Below are 19,821 nucleotides of genomic sequence, written 5' to 3'. Positions count from 1 at the left end.
AGGCAAAGGGGAATGGAGGCTGAATCCACGAGGCGTCCTAATCCCCCATGGGATTGCTGAGGAAGAACTCGAATGAGGGCATAGCTCCGCCGCGAGCCGGTGTCGGAAGCCGATGTCAGATGTTGCTGGTGCTGATCGTCAGTCCTTGCCTCGGCATTGCGAGGGTCTGCTCGCTGGTTACGTTGGCCTGCCGGGGACGGCGGGAGCCACCACATGAAGATTGCGCTCACGGGAGCGAGCAGTACTGGGAAGACGACGCTTGCCAAATCGCTCATGAAGGAGATCGATTTTCACCGACAGGTGGACGATTTCCTCACAACAAACGCCCGTGGGCTTCTTGAGCGCATGGGGCACAAGAGCATGGACTCGATGCAGCGTGACGAATTGCTCAAGTTCCAGCGTGAGTACTTGGCTCATAAGCAGCAGATGGAGGAGGGGCGGGACCGCTACCTGACTGATCGCTCCTTTGTGGACGTGGCGGCGTACTGGCTGCGGCGGGATGCCATTGAGCTGGACCCCGAGCAGCAGGCGGAGGTGGTGGACGTCTGCCGCGTGGCCGCGCGGAGGTATGACCTGCACGTCTACTGCCCCTTCGGGGTGGTGGAGTTCACGTCGGATGGGTACCGCTCAGAGGACCTTCGGCACCATCGGGAGATTGGCGAACAGATTGCCTCGTTTCTGTCGGAGTGGGGCGTCCGGTCCATCACGCTGGACACCGCTGACCACGAGGATCGGGTCGCGCGTGTCCTGGCAGAGGTCCGGGTTCTCTCGGCCGTGCAGGGGCTGTCGGATGCCGCCGATACACTGGTGCACCAATGAGGATCCTCTTTATCAACCTCCCCCCGGCTTCGACCAAGAAGTCGGGCAATAAGCTTTACTAGCTGCAGGCCAGCATGAACCTGGGGCTGCTCGCCGTGGCGTCTTCTGCCAGCCAAGCCGGGCACGACGTGGACGTCTACGACTGGCTGGGCGACCACCAGTATCGCTTGCTGGACGAGTTGCCTGGGGTGCTCACCCGCAATCCGCCGGACCTCGTCGGGTTGTCGATGCCGAGTGGCTACGGGGAGCAGTACTGCGGCCCCATTACGGAGCAGGTCAAGCGCTTGGTGCCGAGTGCTCGCATCGTGGCTGGTGGGCAGTACCATGCCGGCATGCGCCCTCGCGAGTTGCTGGCGCGCTTTCCATCGCTGGACGCGGTCGCTACGGGAGATGGAGAGCAACTCGATTGGGAGGCACTGCGCAGGTGCGCCCTGGCCGAGCCTCCAACAGGAGTTGTCACGCGAGAGTCCGCCGTGCTCCACGGTGTTCCCCCGGGGGTAAGTAAGAAGGAGCTTGCCCCTGAGTACCGTTTTAATCTCCTGCGCCTCGATCCGCGCTCCTATGCGCCGAGCATCGAAATCGCCCGTGGCTGCCCCTTCACCTGCTCCTTTTGCTCCTTGAGCGGGGCCCCGACGTCACTGGAGAGAGCTTCCAGTAAGACCATCCAGGACCAGCTCCAGTTCTGGATGGAAACTTGGCCGGAACTGGAGCGGGTTCCCATCTACTTCGAGTGCCCGGTCTTCTTTTGCAATCCCCGCAACGTGGAGACCTACGCCGAGTGCCTAGCTCCCTTCAGCCATCGTATCGAATGGCGGACCCAGTGCCGGGTAGACTCCGTAGAGCCAGACGTGCTGCCGAAGCTCCACCAACTTGGGCTGCGGATGCTGGATTTGGGGCTGGAGTCGGCTTCTCCGAGGATGCTCAACCTCATGAACAAGACGGAAGGCCCCACCGAGAAGTACCTTCAGCGTGCGCAGAGCCTGATTGACCGGGCCGCAGCGTGCGGTGTGGGGATCAAGATGAATATCCTCCTCTATGCCGGGGAGAACGAGCAGAGCGCTGGCGAAACACAGGACTTCATCATGCGCAACCGGGACAAGCTCGCCGGCATTGCCGCTGCGGCGGCAATTGAGTTTCCGGGCTCGGACCTAAGCAAACAGTTGGGCAAGCTGCATGTGCAGTTCGGCACTCAGCGGCGCGAAGATGCCCGAGTGTCGTCGGCGGGTATCTATCCGCTGGACCTGAGCCGCGAGTTCCCCCTGGAGCGGGCGCGCGAGTGGTGCCTTGAAATGACGCGCTCTGTCACGACTGCGGAGTCCTATTACCGGCTCAAACGTATCGGGTACTTCAGGCCTGACTTCTCCCTCTCGGAATTCATGCAGGTGGTGAGCGCCGCCGACCCGGACAGCTTGCCGTTCAAGCTGACTCCAGACGAGAATACCGCCTCCAAGATTCACGGCCCCTGGGATATGGCTCAGTGGGATCAGTTGCGCTAAGCGCATATTTAGGTAGGGAAGGCGCACCCAACCCGCCAACGTAACATGTACTGTTGCATGGCGGCGAGGGGCGCGAATACGAGGCTCTTCTGTGGTCGCGGATTCAATCAGGGGGCAAGTCGTATTCCAATGGCTCTTGTGGACTGCGCGCCTGGGGAACTGGCGCGCAGCGGTGGCCTGGGGCTCAATGCCGCCCTGAAGAAGTCAGGGAAAGGCATCCACGACGGTGTAGCCCACGGTGCGAGGCACGGTGGTGGCCCCGGGCTTGGAGCCGGGGTTCTTCCACCAGCCGCCGTCTTCCGGGTTCCCGAGGACGAAACAGACGGGGTAGGTGTGGCCGTCGGGCGTTTCCGCTCGGATGTAGTGGCCGACGACCCGCTCTCCGCCCGTCCACAGCCGTCCGTAGAGCAGGGTGCCTTCGGGAAGTCTGCCCGACCGCTCCTTCTGGACGCTGACGATGTCGCCATCGTTCACGGTGACGTCCTCGGCATCCATCCGCCAGGGGTAGCGGATGTCGAGCGTGATGCCTGCCTTGGCATCCCTGCGCAACCTCAACTCCTTCATCGCGTCGAGGGCCGCCTGGGGACAGCGCTGGGGTTCGGGACGCAGGGGAGTGCCCGCGCAGGCGACCAGGGTGGAGGCCGCGCCGACGGCCAGCGTGCAGTCTCGGGCCAGCGAACGGGAGCGGGAGGCGCGGTTCTTCTTCAAGGGGACTGCCATGGCGTTCTTCTCCAGTGGGCGCGGCACATGGGAAGAAGGGGCCGCCCCGGGCGCGGCAGCTTGGTCGGGCGTTGGTGTCCGCGCCATCGGTGGTGAAGCAGGCCGCGCGGCGGAGATGCCAACGGATGCGCCGGTCGGCTCGTGCTTCCGGAGGGCTCCCAGGCTCCAGGTCAGCCAGACCAGGGGCAGCAGGAGAAGGGTTCCCAGGACACCCCATCGCCACGCCTTCCGCAGTGCCTGACGGCGCCGTACCGGACTGGCGGCGAGGATGGCTCGCGCTTCCATGTGGGCCACGTGCGCGGGGACACGTCGTCGCCGTTCCCGGTCATCGCGCATCCCTTGCAGTCGGTCCCTGCGTTGGAGTCGCGCATGTTGGAGCGCCACTTCCTGACCAGGGGCGACCGGTCCCGCCGCACCCGCTTCCTCCTGCGTGGTGCGCGATTGGGGCGAGGGCGGGAAGGCCCAGTCGAACAGCGCCACGTCCCACTCCGCATCCGCGTGGGCCAGGGCGCTCCGGACTTCGGAAGACAAGGCGGAAGCGCTCGGAGGCCGCGCTTCGGGTTCGAAGGCGAGCAACCGGTCGATGAGGGATGCGAGCGCCTTGGGCACCCGCGGATTGAGCAGCGCGACAGAGGGCGTCGTGCTGTCCCCTCCCAGTCTCAAGCCCTCAGCGCCCAACGCTGACGTTGGATAGGTCTCCGTCAGCAGTCGGTAGAAGGACACTCCCAGGGCATACAGCTCATCCGCCACCGAATAGGTGGGTGACTCCCCCGCATGCGGAAGGTGCGCGGAGGCCCGCCAGTGGTGCAGTTGGGGGCTGTAGTAGTGCGCCGTGCCAGGAGGAAGCTGTCCTGTGCCCGTGAGAGGCGGTGCCTCCGGATGCCAGCCCGCGCCCCAGTCCAGGAGCTTGAGCCGTCCCCCGGGCTGGACCCGGACATTGTCGCCCTTGAAGTCGCGGTGGAGGACGCCGCGCTGGTGCGCGAAGGCCAGCACCGCCGCTGCTTGCGCGAGCAATGCGCCCACTTCGCGCGCCGTGGGATTGCGGGCGCTGGACCACGCATAGAGTGACTCGCCCTCCACGTGTTCCATCACCAGGAATGGATAGCTCCCGGCACCCGGCCGCCACGCATCGGCGGCCATCAGGCGGGGCACGCCCGGGTGCCGCAAGCGGGACAGGATTTCCGCCTCGCGTGAGAACCAGGGACTGTCGAAGTGGCGGGCCAGCTTCAGGGCATGAAGCCGGGTACGGGATCTGTCTGCCCTGTGCACGGCGTAGACGGTGCCATAGCCTCCCGCCGCCAGACGGTGCAGGATCTCCCAGCGGCCTACCCATGTGCCCGGAGGGAGTGCATCCACGGATAACACCTGCGGAGGGAACGCAGCCATCCGCGGCCGTGTTGCTTCTCCAGAAGAAGGCTCACCGCGCATGGGCCGCCTCCGCCGAAAGCCTGTCATGGCTGTTCATGGTGTCACCTGCTCCCACCGGACGCCGCGCTCGCCCGTCGTGTCCAGCAACTCCAGGGTGAAGGTCGTGCCAGGAGGGGCTTCGGGAGGGACGTACCACTCCACGACCACCGGGGCGCGAGTGCCGGGCTCCAGCCGCTTTTCACGCATGAGGAGGGGGTACTCGCGGACTGGCAACGCACCTCCATCCGAGTCCTGTGGTGTCACGCGCGCGACTCCTGGAACCCAGGTGCGTGCTTCGTGAGAATTGATCAGGGTTGTCTCCAGCGCGAGCGTGGCCCCGGAGCGGTAGAGCACATGCGGACCCTCTGCTTTCATTCCCAGGCTCGCGGTGGGTCCAGAAAGATAGTGCACGGCAACGCCGTACCGGGTGATGGCTCCCGTCAGCACCGCGCCCCCCAATCCACTGAGCGCGCACTGCGCACGCAGCGTCGCGAAGCCCGCCTCCGTGACGGCGCACCGGGCCCGCAGGTCCGCCAGCTCCTTCCCCAACTCCTGCGCCGTGCGCCCGTGCCGGAAGACCTCCACCTGCGAATCCACCTCCGCGTCCACGGTCGTGAGCACGAACCCCACCTGGGCAGGAGCCCCCTCACCAGCGAAGCGCACGGTAAGAACGGGCCCCCGTCCCTCCGGCAGGTCCACGGAGGCCTTGAGCACCAGCGCGTCCGCGTACACCCCGACGCGCGAGAAGAACGGCGCGAGCGCGGCCCGGTCCACGGAGTCCGGAACGATGGGCGCATCGAACGTGACGGTGGTGACCTCCCCGGCGGCGACGTGCAGCGCATGCAGCACCGGAGGCTCCTGTGCGCGCAGCGTGAGCTGCCGGGCCTTGCGCTCCCGGCCCGGTGGCGTCCCGGGCTGTGCCACCGCCGCCGAAGCCACCAGCACCACCAGCACCACGGGAATGACCGAAGAGGACAGCGACATCACGGGTCACCTCCATTCTTCAAACCTAACAGATAGGGGTGACACCCATGCGCATGCGTGGGTTCAGAAGGGAAATGGAATCCCAACCTACCTCAAGGGTGGCGGAGCGAAACCTCTACCTTGGACGCGCGAGCCCTCGCGCGATGCGCTTCAGGAACTCCCACCCTTCAGCGTGAGCCCATGGCGCTCCAGCAGGCGTCGCAACTGCGTCCGGTGCATCCCCAGGGCTCGCGCCGTGGCGGCGACGTTCCCTTCGTGCTGCCGCAGCGCCTCCACCACCCGGGCCCGCTCACCGTCGTCCAGGGGAGGGGCCCTGGACGTGGGAGAGGCAGAGACCTCTGGCGCGGGCTGCATCAGCGGCGCGGAGGGGGGCCCGAACGCGGTCCCCGCGCTCGGGCCCAGGTGGCTCACCTCGATGCGCGGCGCACCCCGGAGCAGGGCCTCCTGCGCCGCGGCGCGCGCCTCCACCCGCAGCTCGCGGACGTTGCCCGGCCACGGCCTGAGCAGACAGGCCTCCAGCAGCGTGACGTGCGCCGGCAGCCCGGGCGACAGCTCCCGCGCGGACCGCTCCACCAACAGGGGGATCTCCTCGGGGCGTTGGCGCAGCGGGGGCAGGGTGACCTCCGGCCTGCCCAGGCGGAAGTACAGGTCCTCGCGCAGCTTCCCGTTCGCCACCAGCGCGCGCAGGTCCCGGTTGCCCGCCGAGCACACCTGGAGCTCCACCTTCCGGGGCCGCGAACCTCCCAGGGGCAACACCTCCCGCGTCTCCAGCGCCCGCAGCAGCTTCGCCTGGACCCCCAGGTCCAGCTCCGCCACCTCGTCCAGGAACAACGTCCCGCCGTCGGCCGCCTGCAGGTAGCCCTCCGCGTCGTCGGCCCCGGAGAAGGCGCCCTTGCGCGCCCCGAACAGCAGCCGCTCCGCCAGCCCCTGCGGAATGGCCGCGCAGTTGACCGCCACGAACGGCCCCCGGGCCCCCGGGCCCCGCGCATGGAACGTCCGGGCCACGTCCTCCTTGCCGGTGCCGCTCTCCCCGTGGATGTGCAGCGAGAACCCGTGCCCCGCCGTGCGCGCCACCTGTTCGAGCAACTGCTGGAACGCGGGGCCCCGCACGAAGCCCTCCGCCACCCGCACGCCGTAGCGCATGAGCGGCCCCACGTCCGCGCTGGGAACGAAGAGCGAGTCCCCCAGCCGGATGACCCGCCGCGCTTCGATGGGCGTGCCCGCGACGACGGGCTCGCCGTCCACCCAGGTGCCGTTCTGGCTGCCCAGGTCCGTCACCCAGAACCGGCGCCCGTCATGGTGCACGCGGGCATGGCTGCGCGACATCCTCGGGTCCTGGGCCTGCCCCAGCTCCGGGGACGTGCGCCCCAGGGACAGCTCGCCCCTGAGCGGCAGCGCCTCCGCCATCACCGCCCCCCCGCAGGACAGGCGCAGCAGCCCCGGAACCGGGGGCGGCTCTGAGCCGGCGCTGGCCCGGGCGGATCCGCTGGGTTGCTGGGTGGTGGGGGCGTGTTCCATGTCGCGCCATCATACGCGGGCGTCGGTGGCACACGGCACCGTGCCATGCGCGGTGCCACCGGCCTGGAGGGTGTGCCGCTCCCGGTGCGCGTCCATCGCCCCGGCACTCCTGGACACGTCCTTCATCCGGCCCCGGGCGCGTGCTGGCATGGGGCTCGCAATGACAGTCCGGGTCCGGTGCCCTGGCATCGGTTCCACCTTCGAGGAGACACCTTCGTGAAGCCCCTTCGTGCATGGCTCGGATGTCTGGCATGGGTGATGGTGATGGGCGGATGCATTCTGCCCGCTTCGGGGCGTCCTCCCGCCGAGGCGAGACCGGATGGCGCTCCCGGCGGCGGCGGCTGTCCCACGGGGCAGTGCGACCCGGATCCGAACGGCCTGGGCATCTACATCACCGAAGGCCACAACTACTGTTTCGTCCATGAGAAGTCGGCGCCCCTCTGTCCGGAGGGCTTCGTCAACACGCCCGAAGGGGTCGTCATGAAGGTCCGCTCCCGGGCGAAGCCCCACACGGTGCTCGACATCCCCGTGGCGCTCTCCCCCCGGAAGCAGAGCGAGGGCAGGACGCTGGCGGGCATCCACGCGGCCCCCACGGGCTTCTTCGTCGCGGTCGCCGAACAGGGCAGTGAGCGCAAGGTGCAGGGGGAGGACCTGGAAGCGCTGCGCCTCACCTTCACGCTGCCCGTGGACGTCGTGGACGGGGACACCTTGAACCGCGCCTATGAGATGGGCTGGCAGTCCCTGGGCGGCAACCGGCTCCGGGTCCTCTACCGCCAGGTCGGCACCGAGCCCTGGCTGCGCCAGTGCGCGGCCCCGGAGTCCGCGGACGTCGCGTCCCTGCTCCTCCCCGCGCGGCGGGTGGATGGGCTCAGCGCCGCCGTCCAGGGGCTGGACACCGCGACCACGCTGGCCTGCGAGACGGGCGCCATCGGGGCCTGTCTGGGCTGGGGCTATCAGCCGTGGGACCCCACCACGCTCCAGGATGATCCGGACCGGGCCGTCGCCTACGGCGCCTGTCTCCAGGCCAAGCGCGCCGCGTACTTCGTCGGCCTTGGCGACCTCCAGACCTACACGGTGAGCGGCACCGACTTCCTGCGGCGCGACGCGCACGGGTTTGGCATCCGCTCCAGCGACCGGCTCGACGAACTCGAACACGTGGAGGCGCTCTGGAGCCCCCGGGGCGCGGAGTGCCTCAACCCGATGAACCGCCGCCGCGACCTCCCGCTGCCCAAGGGGCTCCAGCTCCCGCTCTGTGGCGGCTCGCCCCAGTGGAGCGCGACGGGCACGTTCGCGACGGGCGTGCCCCGGCCCCTAAAGTTCTGAGGCGTCCCGCGTGGCGCGCAGCGGCTCCGCGTACTCGCGCGCCAGCCGGGGCTCCAGCTCGACCGCGCGCAAGAGCGCGGCGCGAGCCTGCCGGACGGCCTCCGGCGCTTCGGGGCGCGCGCCGTGGGCCCGCGCCCCGGCCAGCAGCAGGGCGCCCCGGAGCGCATGGGCCTCCGCCAGCTCCGGGGCCTGCTGGAGCGCGCGCTCCACCTGCGTGAGCCCCTCCTGGACCCGCGCCTCCACGGAGGTCGGGGGTACCTCGCGCGCCAGCCGCCAGCACGCGCGCGCGAGGGCCAGGTGCGTCTCCGGATAGGGGTACGCCGCCACCGCTTGTCGTGCCTCGGAGAGGGCCTGCTGGAGAGGCGGCAGGCTCGCCCGTCCCTGGGCTCGCGCGTGCTCCGCCGCCGTCAGCTCCAGCGTGGAGCCCAGGACGCGGCAGTCGGCGCAGGTCGGAGCCACGCGGTAGGCCCCCGCCAGCGCTTGTCGCCCCCGCGCGAGCGCCGCCGTCGGGTCGCGTGCCTCCCGCATCGCCTGACGCGCCTCCAGCAGGTGCGCGCCCGCGCGATGGAGCAACGCGCGGTCCGACGTGGCGTTGAGCTCCAGGGCGCGCTCCACCTGCTGGAGCACCCGGCTGAGCGAAGGGCCCGGGAGGCTGCCGGCGTCGAACAGGAAGTGGGCGTACGTCAGCTCCGCTGCCGCCAGGTGGTCCAGCACGGCGTGGAAGCGGCCATCCAGGGCGAGCGCAGCCGCGCCGGACTCCCGCGCCCGTCGCAGCTCCTCCTCCGGCGACTGTCCCCGCGCCTGGCGGTAGGAGGCCATCGCGGCGTACAGCTCGGTCAGGTTCGAGTGGGCGAACAGGTACTTCGGATCCGCCCGCACCGCCTCGCGCAAGGACTGCTCCGCCCGCGCGTAGGCGGGCATCGGGTCCTGGCCATGTTCGCGCTGGTAGTTGCCCCGCCAGCGGTGGACGAGTCCCAGGTCGTTGAGCGCCCACGGGTAGCGCGGCTGGAGTTCGATGGCGCGGGACAGCCACCGGGAGGCCTCCTCCCACGAGGCTTCGGGCGCTTCCTGGTCGCGGGCCTGCCGGAGGCCCTGCATGAAGAAGGCGTACCCCAGCGAGTCGTGCGCGAGCACGTCGCGTGGATCCAACTCCACGGCCCGCCGGGCGGCGTGGAGCCACTGTGCGAGCAGGGTCTTCGCGTCGCGGGCATCGGGCTCCCGCTGGAAGTTCACGCGCCGGTACTGGTTCATCAGCACCTGCGCCTTGCGCGTGTGGACGGAGGCCCGGTCCGGATCCGCGACGCGCGCCTGATCCGCGGCGGCCTCGGCCCGTCCGAGGGACGCGCTCCGGGAGCGGCCCTCGCGCCGGTCCAGCTCCGACACCTGGAGCCAGGCCTCCGCGAGCGCCTCGTAACCTCGCGCGTCGCTGCGGCCCACCTCCACCGCCTGCTCATAGCGGCCGACCGCCTCCAGGAGTCCCGTCCGCGCCAGCGGGTAGTCGCCCCGCTCCAGCAGGTCCATGGCCCGCGCGTACGCGACGTCCCCCGCGAGCTTCCGCGCCTCGGGCAGCCAGGGCGCCTGGGCCACGGCCTCCAGCGCGGCCCGCTCCGCCGCCGCGAGGTCCTGGCGATAGAACGCGATGAGCCCCTCCAGGTAGCGCGGGGACTCCAGCGTCAGCCCCCGGCTGCGTTCGAGCGATTGCAGCGCGGGCCCGAGCCACGCCTGTTCGAGCCCCCGCTGTCGCTCCGCCACCCACGCCGCGCCGCCGCTGCGCCGCGCGTCCTCCAGGGCCAGGTGGTAGCGCTCGCCCAGCACCCGCCCCAGCGCGTAGTGCAGCCCCGGCGTATCGACGCCCGCGTCCCGTGCGCGCGTCAGCGCCTGATGGGCCTGTTCGAACTCGCGCATCGCCAACAGGCCGCGCCCGAGCGCCAGCTGCACGAGCCCGTCGCCCTGGACGCCCAGGTCATGGCGCTGGGCCGCGAGCGCCGCGAGGCGTTCGCGGACGCGCTGTTGTTCAGGGCGGGTGTCGTGCAGGGGCAGGGTCTGGAACGCGCGCACGAACCATTCGAACTCCTGCACCTGCTGCCCCAACTGCTCCGCCAGCCGGACGCGCGCGGCGGTCCGCGCCTGGAGCTCCCGCTCCGCCAGCCACGACCGCGCCCCGAAGCCCGCGAGCAGCAGCATGCCCACCAGCGACATGCTGGAGACGGCCACCAGCGCGCGGTGCCTGCGCGCCACCCGCTTCAGCCGGTTCGCGAGGCCGGGGCGCCGCCCGAGGATGGGCACTCCGTCCAGGTAGCGCCCCAGGTCCTCCGCCAGCGCCCGCGCGGAGGCGTAGCGCTGCCCGGGCTCCTTCGCGAGGCACTTGAGGCACAGCGTCTCCAGCTCGGCGTCCAGGTGCGGCACCCTGGCGCGCAGGGGCGCCGGCTCCTCGTGGAGCACCCTCCTCAACGTCTCCAGCGGCGTGGCGCCGGTGAAGGGAGGGGAGCCCGTGAGCAGCTCATGGAGCGTGGCCCCCAGGCTGTAGACGTCGCTGCGCCGGTCGATGGCGCGCAGGTCGCCCCGGGCCTGCTCGGGTGACATGTACGCGGGCGTGCCCATGACCTCGCCCGTGGCGGTGAGGCCGTGGCCCAGGCCTGCCTCGTACGCCAGCCCGAAGTCCAGGAGGATGGGGGTGCGGCGGCCGTCCGCGGCCTGGGTGACCAGGATGTTGGAGGGCTTGAGGTCGCGGTGGATGACGCCCAGCCGGTGGGCCTCATGCACCGCCTCGGCGGCCTCCTTCATCACGCGGATCTTCTCGGGGAGGGACAGGGCGCGGGCGGCGCGGTCCAGGTGTTCGCCCTCCACGAGCTGCATGGCGATGTAGGCCCGCGCGCCCAGCTCCCCGACCTCGAAGACCTTGCACACGTTCGGATGGTCGATGCGCGCCTGGGCCCGGGCCTCCTGGAGGAAGCGCATGGCCCGCTCGGGATCCGCGCCCTGGATGAACTTGAGCGCCACCACGCGCCCCAGGCGCCGGTCCCGTGCCCGGTGGACCTCGCCCATGCCGCCCCGGCCCAGCGGCTCGAGCAGCTCATAGCGCTCCCACGCGACGACGGAGGCCGCCTCCCGCGAGCCCCCGGTGTCGGGCCGCGCCGGGGTCTCATCCGCCAGGGTGGGCCGGTCCACCGGCGCCAGGAGCGGCTCGTCGCTGCCGGAAGGCACCATGGGCGCAGGCTACCAAACGCCCCGCGCCCCTCGCGACGTGGCACGGTGGCACGGGTCGCGCTGTGCCACGCACGCCCCTCTGGTGTGCCATGGGCGCGCCCTTCACGGGGCCTGGGGGCTCCCTCCCGAGTGAGCGCGCCGCCGTGCCCCCGTCCGCAAGGCACGGCACGCGCCTTGCTCAAGCACTCCCACGCCACGGAAGACACACGGTGGCCCCGGCCTCCGGGCGCTTCCAGGCTTCAATCCCAGCTCAACCCCAGGAAATACAATCATGTCCAAGCTCCGTCACCTCGTGTTCGCCCTTTCGATGCCCGCCGTGCTGTGGGGCTGTGGCCCGGAGGATCTGCCGTCCGAAATGCCCGTTCCGACCGCCGCGACCGTGGCGGAGGAGGCGCCCGCGATGCTGGACAGCCAGGCGCAGGAGCTGGCGGCGACCGCCGAGTACACCTGGTCGCAGAGCAGCAGCGGCTCGACGGCGCTGGGCGCCACCGCGGGCCGGGCCTGCTTCCTGACCCGCGTGGGCGGCGACTTCGAGGGCGGTGGCGAGCGGGTGGACATCTTCGAGAGCGGAGGCTCCTGGTATCTCGGGGGGGCCTCCTCGCAGTCGGGCATCAACGGGGCTTCGCGCTGCGTCTCCGTGGCTGGCTATTCCGCCCAGTACGAGTGGACTCAGGCGTCCAGCTATCCCGTCTACATGGGGTCGGCGACCAACCGCGTGTGCTACCTGACGGGGCTCGCGGGCAAGCTCAACGGGGGCGGCGAGTGGGTGCATGCCTATGTCAGCGGCGGCGACTGGTACCTGAGCGGCAACACCAACCAGACCACCCTGAAGGCCCGGGCGCGTTGCATCACCGTGGACTCCTACACCGACGAATCCACCTGGAGCCAGGGCGCGTCCGCGACGCTGCTGGGCGCGGTGACGAACCGTTCGTGCGCGCTGACGTACGTGAAGGGCAAGTTCGAGGGCGGCGGAGAGTACGTCCGCACCTACCAGAGCAACGGCTACTGGTACCTGGGCGGCAGCTCGGGCCAGGTCAGCGTGGCGGGCCGGTCGCGCTGCTTCTAGTCGACCCGGCGCAGGCGCTCCTCCGGGCGTAACGGGGCGCCGGGCCCACCGGGCTCGGCGCACCCTCCGGGAGGGCTACGAGCGCTGTCCCGTCTTCCGGACGAAGAACGCGCGGTTGAACGTCCCGTGGCCCCAGGCGAGCGGCTCCTCGGGCCGGTCTTCCTTGGCGAAGACCTCGTCGCTGCGTTCGGCGAGCCAGCGGATGAACTCATCCCGCGACGCGAACGTCGCCAATGCCTCCGAGTCCCCCTGCGGGTACCGCAGCCCATAGGCATACGTTCCACTGTCGGGCTTCCACAGCGTCCGGAGCAAGCCCTCCCGGGGATCGATGGTGACGGACAGCTCGCCCCCGGCATCCAGGATTTCCGCCACCCGCTGCGCCAGCGCGCGTCCGTAGGGTCGGGTGTCGAAGTGGGCCTCCGCCCGAGCCTGCTCCTGTTCGGCGTGCCGACGTTGCAGCTCGTCCGTCAACCGGATGCTCGGCGCGGAGGTGGCATCGCAGATGACGGTCAGCTCGATGTTCCCGCGCGCGGTCTCTTCGGCGTGGTGCTGACGCAGCAGGGCCTGGACCTGGGTGCGCTGGGCATCCGGAAGGGTGCCGAAGCTCAGCGCTCCATCCGGCGCGGTGAAGAGCAGCGTGTCGTCGTAGATTTCGCCCTGGTACTTCAGCGCGGCGGATAACTCGATGCGCGCCAGCCCCCGGTTCGCGCGTTCTTCGCGCAGCCAGCGGACGACGTCGGAGTTCTCGGTCAACTGTTCCATGTCGGCACGTGCCTCAGAGGTCGCCACAGGCCAGGACCGCGCCGCTGTCATCGGTGAAGTCCGTCACGAACAGGTGGATGGCGAACGCGTGCGAGCCCCTGTACTCATCCAGTTGATCCGCGTGGGAGTCGCGTCCCTCGACCGCGTAGTACTGCTGCCGCGCGTAGCTGTCCGCCTCGAAGCCCTCCGTGTGTTCGGACATGCCGAGCGCCGCGCACCGGCCCTCGTGCAGGAAACCCACCGTGGGCCTCGGAGCAGCCCCAGCGGCGATGGCCGTGTTGTCGATGGCGGTGAAGTTGAAGCGCGTCTCCCCCAGCCCCGACTTGCCCGGCGTCTCCGTCGCGAACAGCGTGCCGCTGACGCCCGAGCCGTTCACCTCCGCGAGCGCCACCTCCAGGCTCTCATCCTCACCACAGGCCGCCATCATCAGCAGCGCCATGCCCAGCCATCCACGTCGCATGTGAATCCTCCCCCGGGGCCCACGCCCCTGGAATTCGCAGGGACCCTCGCATGAAGCGGGCCAATCCGGGGAGGTCCTGTCAGGTGGGGGCCTCCATCCGTGGGACGCGCGGGGCCGCCTGGAAAGACTGACATGCCTGTCAGGTTCAGGGAGGCGACGAACCGCCCTCTTCCGGGTGCTGACATGCCTGTCATGACTTGCGGAAGGCCGGGACGCGGGGACCGGGTTCCCTGCGGGGGCGCGATTCCCCTCACGAGCGATGCGGAAGTACACGCCTGGGTGTAAGGCCCTGGACGCGAGTGGCCGTGCCCTTGCAGTGCGCGGGGGCGACGCATCCACCCGCTGTCCGACGACGACTTCTTTCTCCGGTGAACGACATGACTTCCCGATCCCTCATCCCCTCGCTGGTGGTGTCCCTCTCGTTGTTGGCGGTGCCCGCGGTGGCCCAGGAAGCCTCCTCGGGTTCTGGGCTGGCGCTGGGGGTGCGCGGCGCGTACGGCATTCCCGTGGGCGACGCGCTGGAGGACACCTCGCAGTCCGACTTGTTCGGCAACACGGTGGCGCCGCAGGTGGACCTCTCCTACTTCTTCAACCGGCACCTCTCGCTGGGCGGCTATTTCCAGTACGGCATCGCGAAGCCCAACGGCTGCGAGGAAGAGACGGAGTGCAAGGCGCGGGTGCTGCGGTTCGGCGTGGACCTGGACTACCACTTCGCGCCGGAAGGCTTCGTGGGGCCCTGGGTGGGAGTGGGCGTGGGCTATGAGATCGGCTCGCTGCAGGTGGGCTCGTCCAACACGCTCGCGAAGGTGGGTGTGCGCGGGTTCGACCTGGGGCACGCGCACTTTGGCGTGGACTTCCAGTTCACCCGCTCCATCGCGGTGGGGCCGTACATCTCGGCCTCGGTGGGGCAGTACTCGAACGCGAGCACCGAGCTCTTCGGAGAGTCGCAGGACATCGACGTCCCGAGCGACCAGAAGTCGCTCCACGTCTGGATCCAGCCCGGCGTGCGCCTGCAGATCCGTCTGTAGTCACCAGCCCCGGGCGCTCACGTCTCCGATGCAGGAGGCGTGGGCGTCGGGGGGGGCAGGGGATAGAGGACGCGGTAGTCGATGCGGTGATGGTAGGCGGCAAGGTACGGGGCGCCCGCGATGTCGATGACGACTTGCTGCGGGGGCGTGGGTTGCTGGTGGAGCCAGGCTTCCGCCTCTGCCTTTGAAGCGAAGGACAGGCCGGACGGCTTGAGCCCCTGATTGACGATGTCCGCGAGGTAGTACTCGGGTAGACCGCGTCGAATCAGATGGGTCCGGCCGTCCTTCGGGTTGTATATGACGGAGTAATAGTCATCTGCGATCAACACATCGGCTTGGTCGACGGGCGGACGGCGTGAATTCAGATTCGCTTCCGCTTCTTCTCGTGTCGCGAATCGGGCGATGACGAGGGGGGGCGCGTGAGCGTCCTGGCTCCGGATGTACGTCTCGAAGTCGAGAGACTGTCCGGTGTTCATGATGAAGTAGATGGCATCCATTGCGAAGTGGAAGGCCTCTTTCTCCTTGGCGGACTGGGTTTGCGCGCCATGCAGTCCCAGGACCTGCAGCTTGTCGAAGAAATGCATCATGGCGAGTTCCCTACGAAGTGTTCCGGACGCACGAATGACTCCGTCAGCAGCAGTGCGGGAGCGAGCACGATGACGCCCGCGCCTGCGGAGACGACGACGAACACCACTCCCGCGATCACCACCACGCTTCCCACCAGGATGGAGCGCTGGTTGCTCCGGGCCCAGTCTGATGCGGCCTCCAGGGACGAGAGTTCCTGAGGGCGAAGACTTTCGAGTGCAATGCAGTCCAGATACGGCTGCATGCAACGCCTTTCGCAGTGTTCCTTCTTGCCTCCACGTCCGCCTCTGCTCATGACGTGGTTGAAGTCGCTGGACAACGGACTGCTCATGCACTGATCGATGCACTCGCGATTCTCCGCGTCGCAGTCGCGAGCAGCGCGCGCGGTCCGCACGATGCGCCGGCCCTCATCCGCCTTCACGTAGCGGGCAAGCTCGGATGCCTCCGCCCGCCGCCACTCCTGGGTGAAGCTTCCGTCCGGAGCCTCCCGCAGCAACAGCACCAGGCGCGGAAGCTCCTCTGGAGCAGGCGCCGCCGCGACACGGGTCGTCCCACAGGCCGACATCAGCACGCACAGCACAGTGGCCGTGAAGCGCATCCACACAGGGTCAGCTCGCATCAGAGCCTTCGTCGGGAGTCGTCTCAAGGATGTTCGAAGAAGGAGGCGTGGGAGGGGGCAGGGGATAGAGGACGCGGTAGTCGATGCGGTGGTGGTAGGCGGCCAGGAACGGGGCGCCTGCGATGTCGATGACGACCTGCATGGGAGGCGAGGGTTGCTGGTGGAGCCAGGCTTCCGCCTCTGCCTTCGAAGCGAAGGACAAACCCGAAGGCTTGGGTCCGTTGTTCGCCATGTCCGCGAGGTAGTGCTCCAGGATGATGGGAAGCGAGACAAAATGGGTCTTCCCAGTGGAGGGGACGTACATGGCGGAGTGGTAGGTATCCGCGATCAGTACGAACGCGACCGCAGGAGGCCGTCTCCGAGCCTTCATCCCCGCTTCTGCCTCCTCCCGGGTGGCGAACCGGCCAATGGCGAGGGGGGGAGCGTACGCTTCGAGGCTCTGGACATAGTCCTCGAAGTCGTAGGTCTGCCCGGATGTTTCGATGAAGCGGATGGCGGTCGCGGCGACTTCAAGCGCTTCCGCGCTCCCAGGCGTGGCTGGAGCATCATCGAGTGCGATCTGCCCGAGCACCCCGATCTGGTCGAAGAGTCTGGTCATGGCAGCACCCCTGCAAGAGGACGTGAGAGGTCGTCTCCAGAGTCCGTCAAGAGCAGTGCGGGGGCCAGGACGACCAGACCCGCGCCCGCGGACACGATGACGAAGACAACACCCGCGATGACGACCACGCTACCGACAAGAAGCGATTCGCGGTGGCGGCTCACCCAGTCCGATATCTCCTCGATGGAGGACAATTTCTGAGACCGGAGCTTCTCCAATTCAGCGCAGTCCAGGTAGGGCTGACGACACCGTGTGTTGCAGTAGTCTGTCTTGCTGGCATGTCCGTACCCGCGAGGGAGCGGGCGGCTCATGCATTCCCGCATGCACTCCAGGTGCTCCGCATCGCAATCCCGCACGGAGCGAGCGGTCCGCACGATGCGCCGGCCCTCATCCGCCTTCACGTAGCGGGCAAGCTCGGACGCCTCGGCGGGCCGCCACTCCTGGGTGAAGCTCCCGTCCGGTGTCTCCCGCAGCACCAGCACCAGACGCGGAAGCTCCTCCGGAACTGGAGCCACCGCCCCCCGTGCCGTCCCACAGGCCGACAGCCACAGGCACAGCGCCACGGCCGTGAAGCGCAGCCAGACAGGAGCCGCGCTCAAGGCACGGGGACGCGAAGTCATGCTTCCACCCAAGCAGATCCACAGGTGGAAGTCGTGCCTCGCGGATCCGTCAGAACGCGGAGCCGTCCGCCCTGCGTCCGGGCGTCGCCACGTAGGGCCCCAGCTCGGAGCAGAGGCCCCAGGACCCCGTGGCACTCCTGTCCGGCTTCCGGTTGAACGAATAGCCCTGGTACACATCCATGGGCGGGCTCGCATACGAGTGGCTGTCCTGCACCGTGCCGTCCGCGCGCACCAGGTACACCGTATCGCCCGCGCCTTGCTGGTTCACGCCCCGGTCGAAGCGCAGACCCTGCCCGCCGTTGGACACCGTCGCGTACGTCGCCCCCTGCGGCAGCGCCGTGGCCCCCGAATACACCACGTACCCCTTGCCCGCCGGCAGCACCGTGCCCGCCGCGAACGTGTGTCGCGCCGCATCCGTGCCCGAATACGACTTCGCGTCGTGGATCTTCCAGCCGCTCAGGTCCACCGACCCCGGCCCCGCGTTGTAGAGCTCCACGAACTGCTGGTCGTAGTCCGGCGTTCCCGCAGGCCCGTTGACCGGCTGCGCCAGGTACTCGTTGATGAACACCGTCAGCGTCGGCCGCGTCAGCGTGAACGCCCCGTCGCTCAGGTCCGCCACGTCGGCGCGCGTCGCGTCCGCCACCCGCACCCGCGCCGTGGTGGAGGCCTCGCTCGGCACCGTCCACGTGTAGCGCCCGCTCGCCGCCGACAGGTTCGTCGCCACGTCGCGCCACACCGTGCCGTCCAACGAATACTGCACGTTCACCTGCGACACGTTGCTCGACGTCCAGGTGATGTCGAACGTGCTGCCCGCCGCCAGCGTTTCGCCGCCGTTGGGCGCCGTGACCTTCACGCTGCGCGGCTGCGCCAGCGTGCCGAAGTCGAAGCGGCTGAAGATGGGGTAGTGGTCCGACGTGCTGTTCCCGTAGTTGGCGATGCTCGGCCTGAGCACCGCCGTGGAGTCCGCCACGTGGTACGGCACCAACTCGTTCGTCACCAGTTGATGGTCGATGAACTGGCTGTTGCCCACCGTGGAGCGCGCCCCCGACTCCGACAGCGCCTGGGTGAGGAACTTGTAGCGCGCCGGATCGCTCACCAGGTTCTGGTACGGCGACGGGTTCGTCACGTAGATGGACGTGTCCACGTCATCGTTCCAGTCCCCCATCACCATCACGTTCTGCGTGGGCAGGGTCGTGTCCAGGTAGTCCTTGAGGCACGCCGACGCGCCCTGACGCCGGGCATACGCGTCCGCATCCGCGAACGCCTTCATGTGCAGCACCATCACCGTCAGGTCCACCTTCACGCTCCCGCGCGTCACGCGCAGGTCCACGCGCAGCGGCGGCCGGCCGGCGAAGTCGCTGATACAGGACGACAGCACGACGTTCGCGGCCAGCACCTGCACCACGTCCGACTTGAACAGCACGCCCACCTTCTGGTCCGCGGCGCCGTAGTAGTAGTACGCGCCGCCGACCCGCGTGGAATCACCGGCCAGGAAGCCGTCGTAGCCGGGCAGCCCCGCCTTCAGCGCGTTGAACTGGGTGTCGTTGACGATCTCCGCCACGCCCAGCACGTCCGGGCCCGCGTCCGCGATGACCGCCGTCGCGTTGGCCAACTGCAACGCTTCGTCGGTGGGCCCATAGCCCGGGTCCCCGAACCACTCGATGTTCCAGTTGCCCACCTTCAGGGGCGCTGACGTCGCCGGACCCGCGTCCGTCCCGCCATCCGTCTTCGTCCCCCCGTCCGTCGCCGTCCCGGCGTCTGTCACCGGACCGCCGTCCGGCAGGTCGCCGTTCGGGGTGCGCAGGGGCAGCCGCAGCACGGCGGTGGCCTGGACGCCGTTGGCATCCGTCACCTGCAGCGTGAACTCATACAGCGCGGGATTCTGCGGCGTGCCCGTCAGCACCCCGGCCGGCGACAGCTCCAGCCCCGGCGGCAGCGCACCACCCGCCTGCGACCAGGTCAGCGGGGGCGCCCCCCCGGTGGCCGTGAAGGTGAAGGTGTGGTCGATGCCCGCCGTGGCGGGCGGCAGTGGCGACACGGTGCTGATGACCGGGGCCGCCCAGGCGCGCAGGGCGTAGCTCCGCGTCTGCTGGGCGCCCTTCGCGTCGCGCACGCCCACCGTCAGCGTCCATTCGCCCTCTTCGGTGGCGGGCCCCACCAGTCGCCCGCTGTCTCCATAGAAGGAGAAGCCCGGGGGCAGCGTGCTCACCGAATAGGTGAGGGGCGGCGTGCCGCCGGTCGCGGTCAGCACCTGTTCAAAGGGCGCGCCCACCGTCGCCGCGTGCAGCGTGACCGCCGGCAACACCGGCCCCGCCGTCTCCGGGTCCTCGGAGCTACAGGCGGACAGCGACACGACGGTGGTGAGTAGGACGAGCGACCAGACCGCCCGGATGGACCGCGACATGATGGGAAGCTCCAGCACCGGTTCCGCGCGACGGCGGCTTTCCGGCAGAGGGCACGCACCTTAACGTGTCTGGCAGTGGACTGTCGCGCGGGCACCCGCTTGCCGCCGGACAGGGTGGCTGACGCAGCGTCACAAGGCAATCGATGGCGCATCCCGCCGTCTGCGTCTGGACAGGACGGAAGGCTTTGCGCTCCTGTCAGACGTG

Annotated in this window: 16 protein-coding genes; 5 read left to right on the top strand and 11 right to left on the bottom strand. The window is 69.2% G+C overall.

Features of this window, described 5'->3' with window-relative positions; genetic code table 11:
* Nucleotides 1–213 precede the first annotated feature (213 nt).
* Complete coding sequence (locus tag OV208_RS02155; protein ID WP_267572108.1) at nucleotides 214–819, top strand: ATP-binding protein; 606 nt, start codon at nucleotides 214–216, stop codon at nucleotides 817–819.
* 74 nt (nucleotides 820–893) lie between these two features.
* Complete coding sequence (locus tag OV208_RS02150) at nucleotides 894–2,315, top strand: B12-binding domain-containing radical SAM protein (protein WP_267572107.1); 1,422 nt, start codon at nucleotides 894–896, stop codon at nucleotides 2,313–2,315.
* Nucleotides 2,316–2,519: 204 nt separating this feature from the next.
* Here the strand turns inward: OV208_RS02150 and OV208_RS02145 are convergent, their stop codons facing one another.
* From OV208_RS02145 to OV208_RS02135, 3 genes are all read right to left on the bottom strand, one after another.
* Nucleotides 2,520–4,391: a serine/threonine protein kinase gene (locus tag OV208_RS02145; RefSeq protein ID WP_267572106.1), complete on the bottom strand. Its 1,872-nt coding sequence runs from the start codon at nucleotides 4,389–4,391 to the stop codon at nucleotides 2,520–2,522.
* 105 nt (nucleotides 4,392–4,496) lie between these two features.
* Nucleotides 4,497–5,426 (bottom strand): DUF2381 family protein, encoded by a 930-nt coding sequence (locus tag OV208_RS02140; RefSeq protein ID WP_267572105.1) that lies wholly within the window; start codon nucleotides 5,424–5,426, stop codon nucleotides 4,497–4,499.
* Nucleotides 5,427–5,576: 150 nt separating this feature from the next.
* The gene (locus OV208_RS02135; protein ID WP_267572104.1) at nucleotides 5,577–6,944 is read right to left on the bottom strand and encodes a sigma 54-interacting transcriptional regulator; all 1,368 of its coding nucleotides are present in this window, start codon (nucleotides 6,942–6,944) and stop codon (nucleotides 5,577–5,579) included.
* 216 nt (nucleotides 6,945–7,160) lie between these two features.
* Between OV208_RS02135 and OV208_RS02130 the strand changes: the two genes are divergently transcribed.
* Entirely contained in the window at nucleotides 7,161–8,267 is a 1,107-nt protein-coding gene (locus tag OV208_RS02130; protein ID WP_267572103.1) for an ADYC domain-containing protein, read from the top strand.
* On the opposite strand, the gene OV208_RS02125 is transcribed toward OV208_RS02130, so the two are convergent.
* Nucleotides 8,256–11,474 carry a serine/threonine-protein kinase gene (locus OV208_RS02125; protein ID WP_267572102.1) on the bottom strand — a complete coding sequence of 1,073 codons (3,219 nt, stop codon included), beginning with the start codon at nucleotides 11,472–11,474 and terminating at the stop codon, nucleotides 8,256–8,258. The two genes, OV208_RS02130 and OV208_RS02125, sit on opposite strands and share 12 nt — an antisense overlap.
* A gap of 271 nt (nucleotides 11,475–11,745) precedes the next feature.
* Between OV208_RS02125 and OV208_RS02120 the strand changes: the two genes are divergently transcribed.
* On the top strand, nucleotides 11,746–12,540 hold the full coding sequence (locus tag OV208_RS02120) for a hypothetical protein (protein WP_267572101.1): 795 nt from the start codon (nucleotides 11,746–11,748) through the stop codon (nucleotides 12,538–12,540).
* A 75-nt stretch (nucleotides 12,541–12,615) separates the two neighbouring features.
* Here the strand turns inward: OV208_RS02120 and OV208_RS02115 are convergent, their stop codons facing one another.
* A complete protein-coding gene (locus tag OV208_RS02115) occupies nucleotides 12,616–13,302 on the bottom strand; it encodes a hypothetical protein (RefSeq protein WP_267572100.1) in 687 nt (228 codons plus the stop codon).
* Nucleotides 13,303–13,315: 13 nt separating this feature from the next.
* The gene (locus OV208_RS02110) at nucleotides 13,316–13,762 is read right to left on the bottom strand and encodes a hypothetical protein (protein WP_267572099.1); all 447 of its coding nucleotides are present in this window, start codon (nucleotides 13,760–13,762) and stop codon (nucleotides 13,316–13,318) included.
* Between the two features lie 377 nt (nucleotides 13,763–14,139).
* Here OV208_RS02110 and OV208_RS02105 point away from each other — a divergent pair, with 377 nt between their 5' ends.
* The gene (locus OV208_RS02105) at nucleotides 14,140–14,790 is read left to right on the top strand and encodes an outer membrane beta-barrel protein (RefSeq protein WP_267572098.1); all 651 of its coding nucleotides are present in this window, start codon (nucleotides 14,140–14,142) and stop codon (nucleotides 14,788–14,790) included.
* A 17-nt stretch (nucleotides 14,791–14,807) separates the two neighbouring features.
* Here the strand turns inward: OV208_RS02105 and OV208_RS02100 are convergent, their stop codons facing one another.
* Genes OV208_RS02100 through OV208_RS02080 form a run of 5 tightly spaced genes read right to left on the bottom strand, consistent with a single transcriptional unit; the run spans nucleotide 14,808 to nucleotide 19,616 of the window.
* Complete coding sequence (locus OV208_RS02100) at nucleotides 14,808–15,377, bottom strand: head protein (protein WP_267572097.1); 570 nt, start codon at nucleotides 15,375–15,377, stop codon at nucleotides 14,808–14,810.
* Entirely contained in the window at nucleotides 15,374–15,994 is a 621-nt protein-coding gene (locus OV208_RS02095) for a hypothetical protein (RefSeq protein ID WP_267572096.1), read from the bottom strand. Before OV208_RS02095 ends, OV208_RS02100 begins: the two co-directional genes overlap by 4 nt.
* Complete coding sequence (locus OV208_RS02090; protein ID WP_267572095.1) at nucleotides 15,984–16,592, bottom strand: head protein; 609 nt, start codon at nucleotides 16,590–16,592, stop codon at nucleotides 15,984–15,986. Before OV208_RS02090 ends, OV208_RS02095 begins: the two co-directional genes overlap by 11 nt.
* Nucleotides 16,589–17,212 (bottom strand): hypothetical protein, encoded by a 624-nt coding sequence (locus tag OV208_RS02085; protein WP_267572094.1) that lies wholly within the window; start codon nucleotides 17,210–17,212, stop codon nucleotides 16,589–16,591. The genes OV208_RS02090 and OV208_RS02085 overlap by 4 nt, the downstream gene beginning before the upstream one ends.
* Before the next feature lie 49 nt (nucleotides 17,213–17,261).
* Nucleotides 17,262–19,616 carry a lamin tail domain-containing protein gene (locus OV208_RS02080; protein WP_267572093.1) on the bottom strand — a complete coding sequence of 785 codons (2,355 nt, stop codon included), beginning with the start codon at nucleotides 19,614–19,616 and terminating at the stop codon, nucleotides 17,262–17,264.
* Between the last annotated feature and the right edge of the window lie 205 nt (nucleotides 19,617–19,821).

The sequence above is a fragment of the Corallococcus sp. bb12-1 genome, from assembly GCF_026626765.1.
Classification (GTDB): domain Bacteria; phylum Myxococcota; class Myxococcia; order Myxococcales; family Myxococcaceae; genus Corallococcus; species Corallococcus terminator.
The sequence above is the reverse complement of the archived record's forward strand: the minus strand, read 5'-3'. Positions and strand labels throughout refer to the sequence as shown.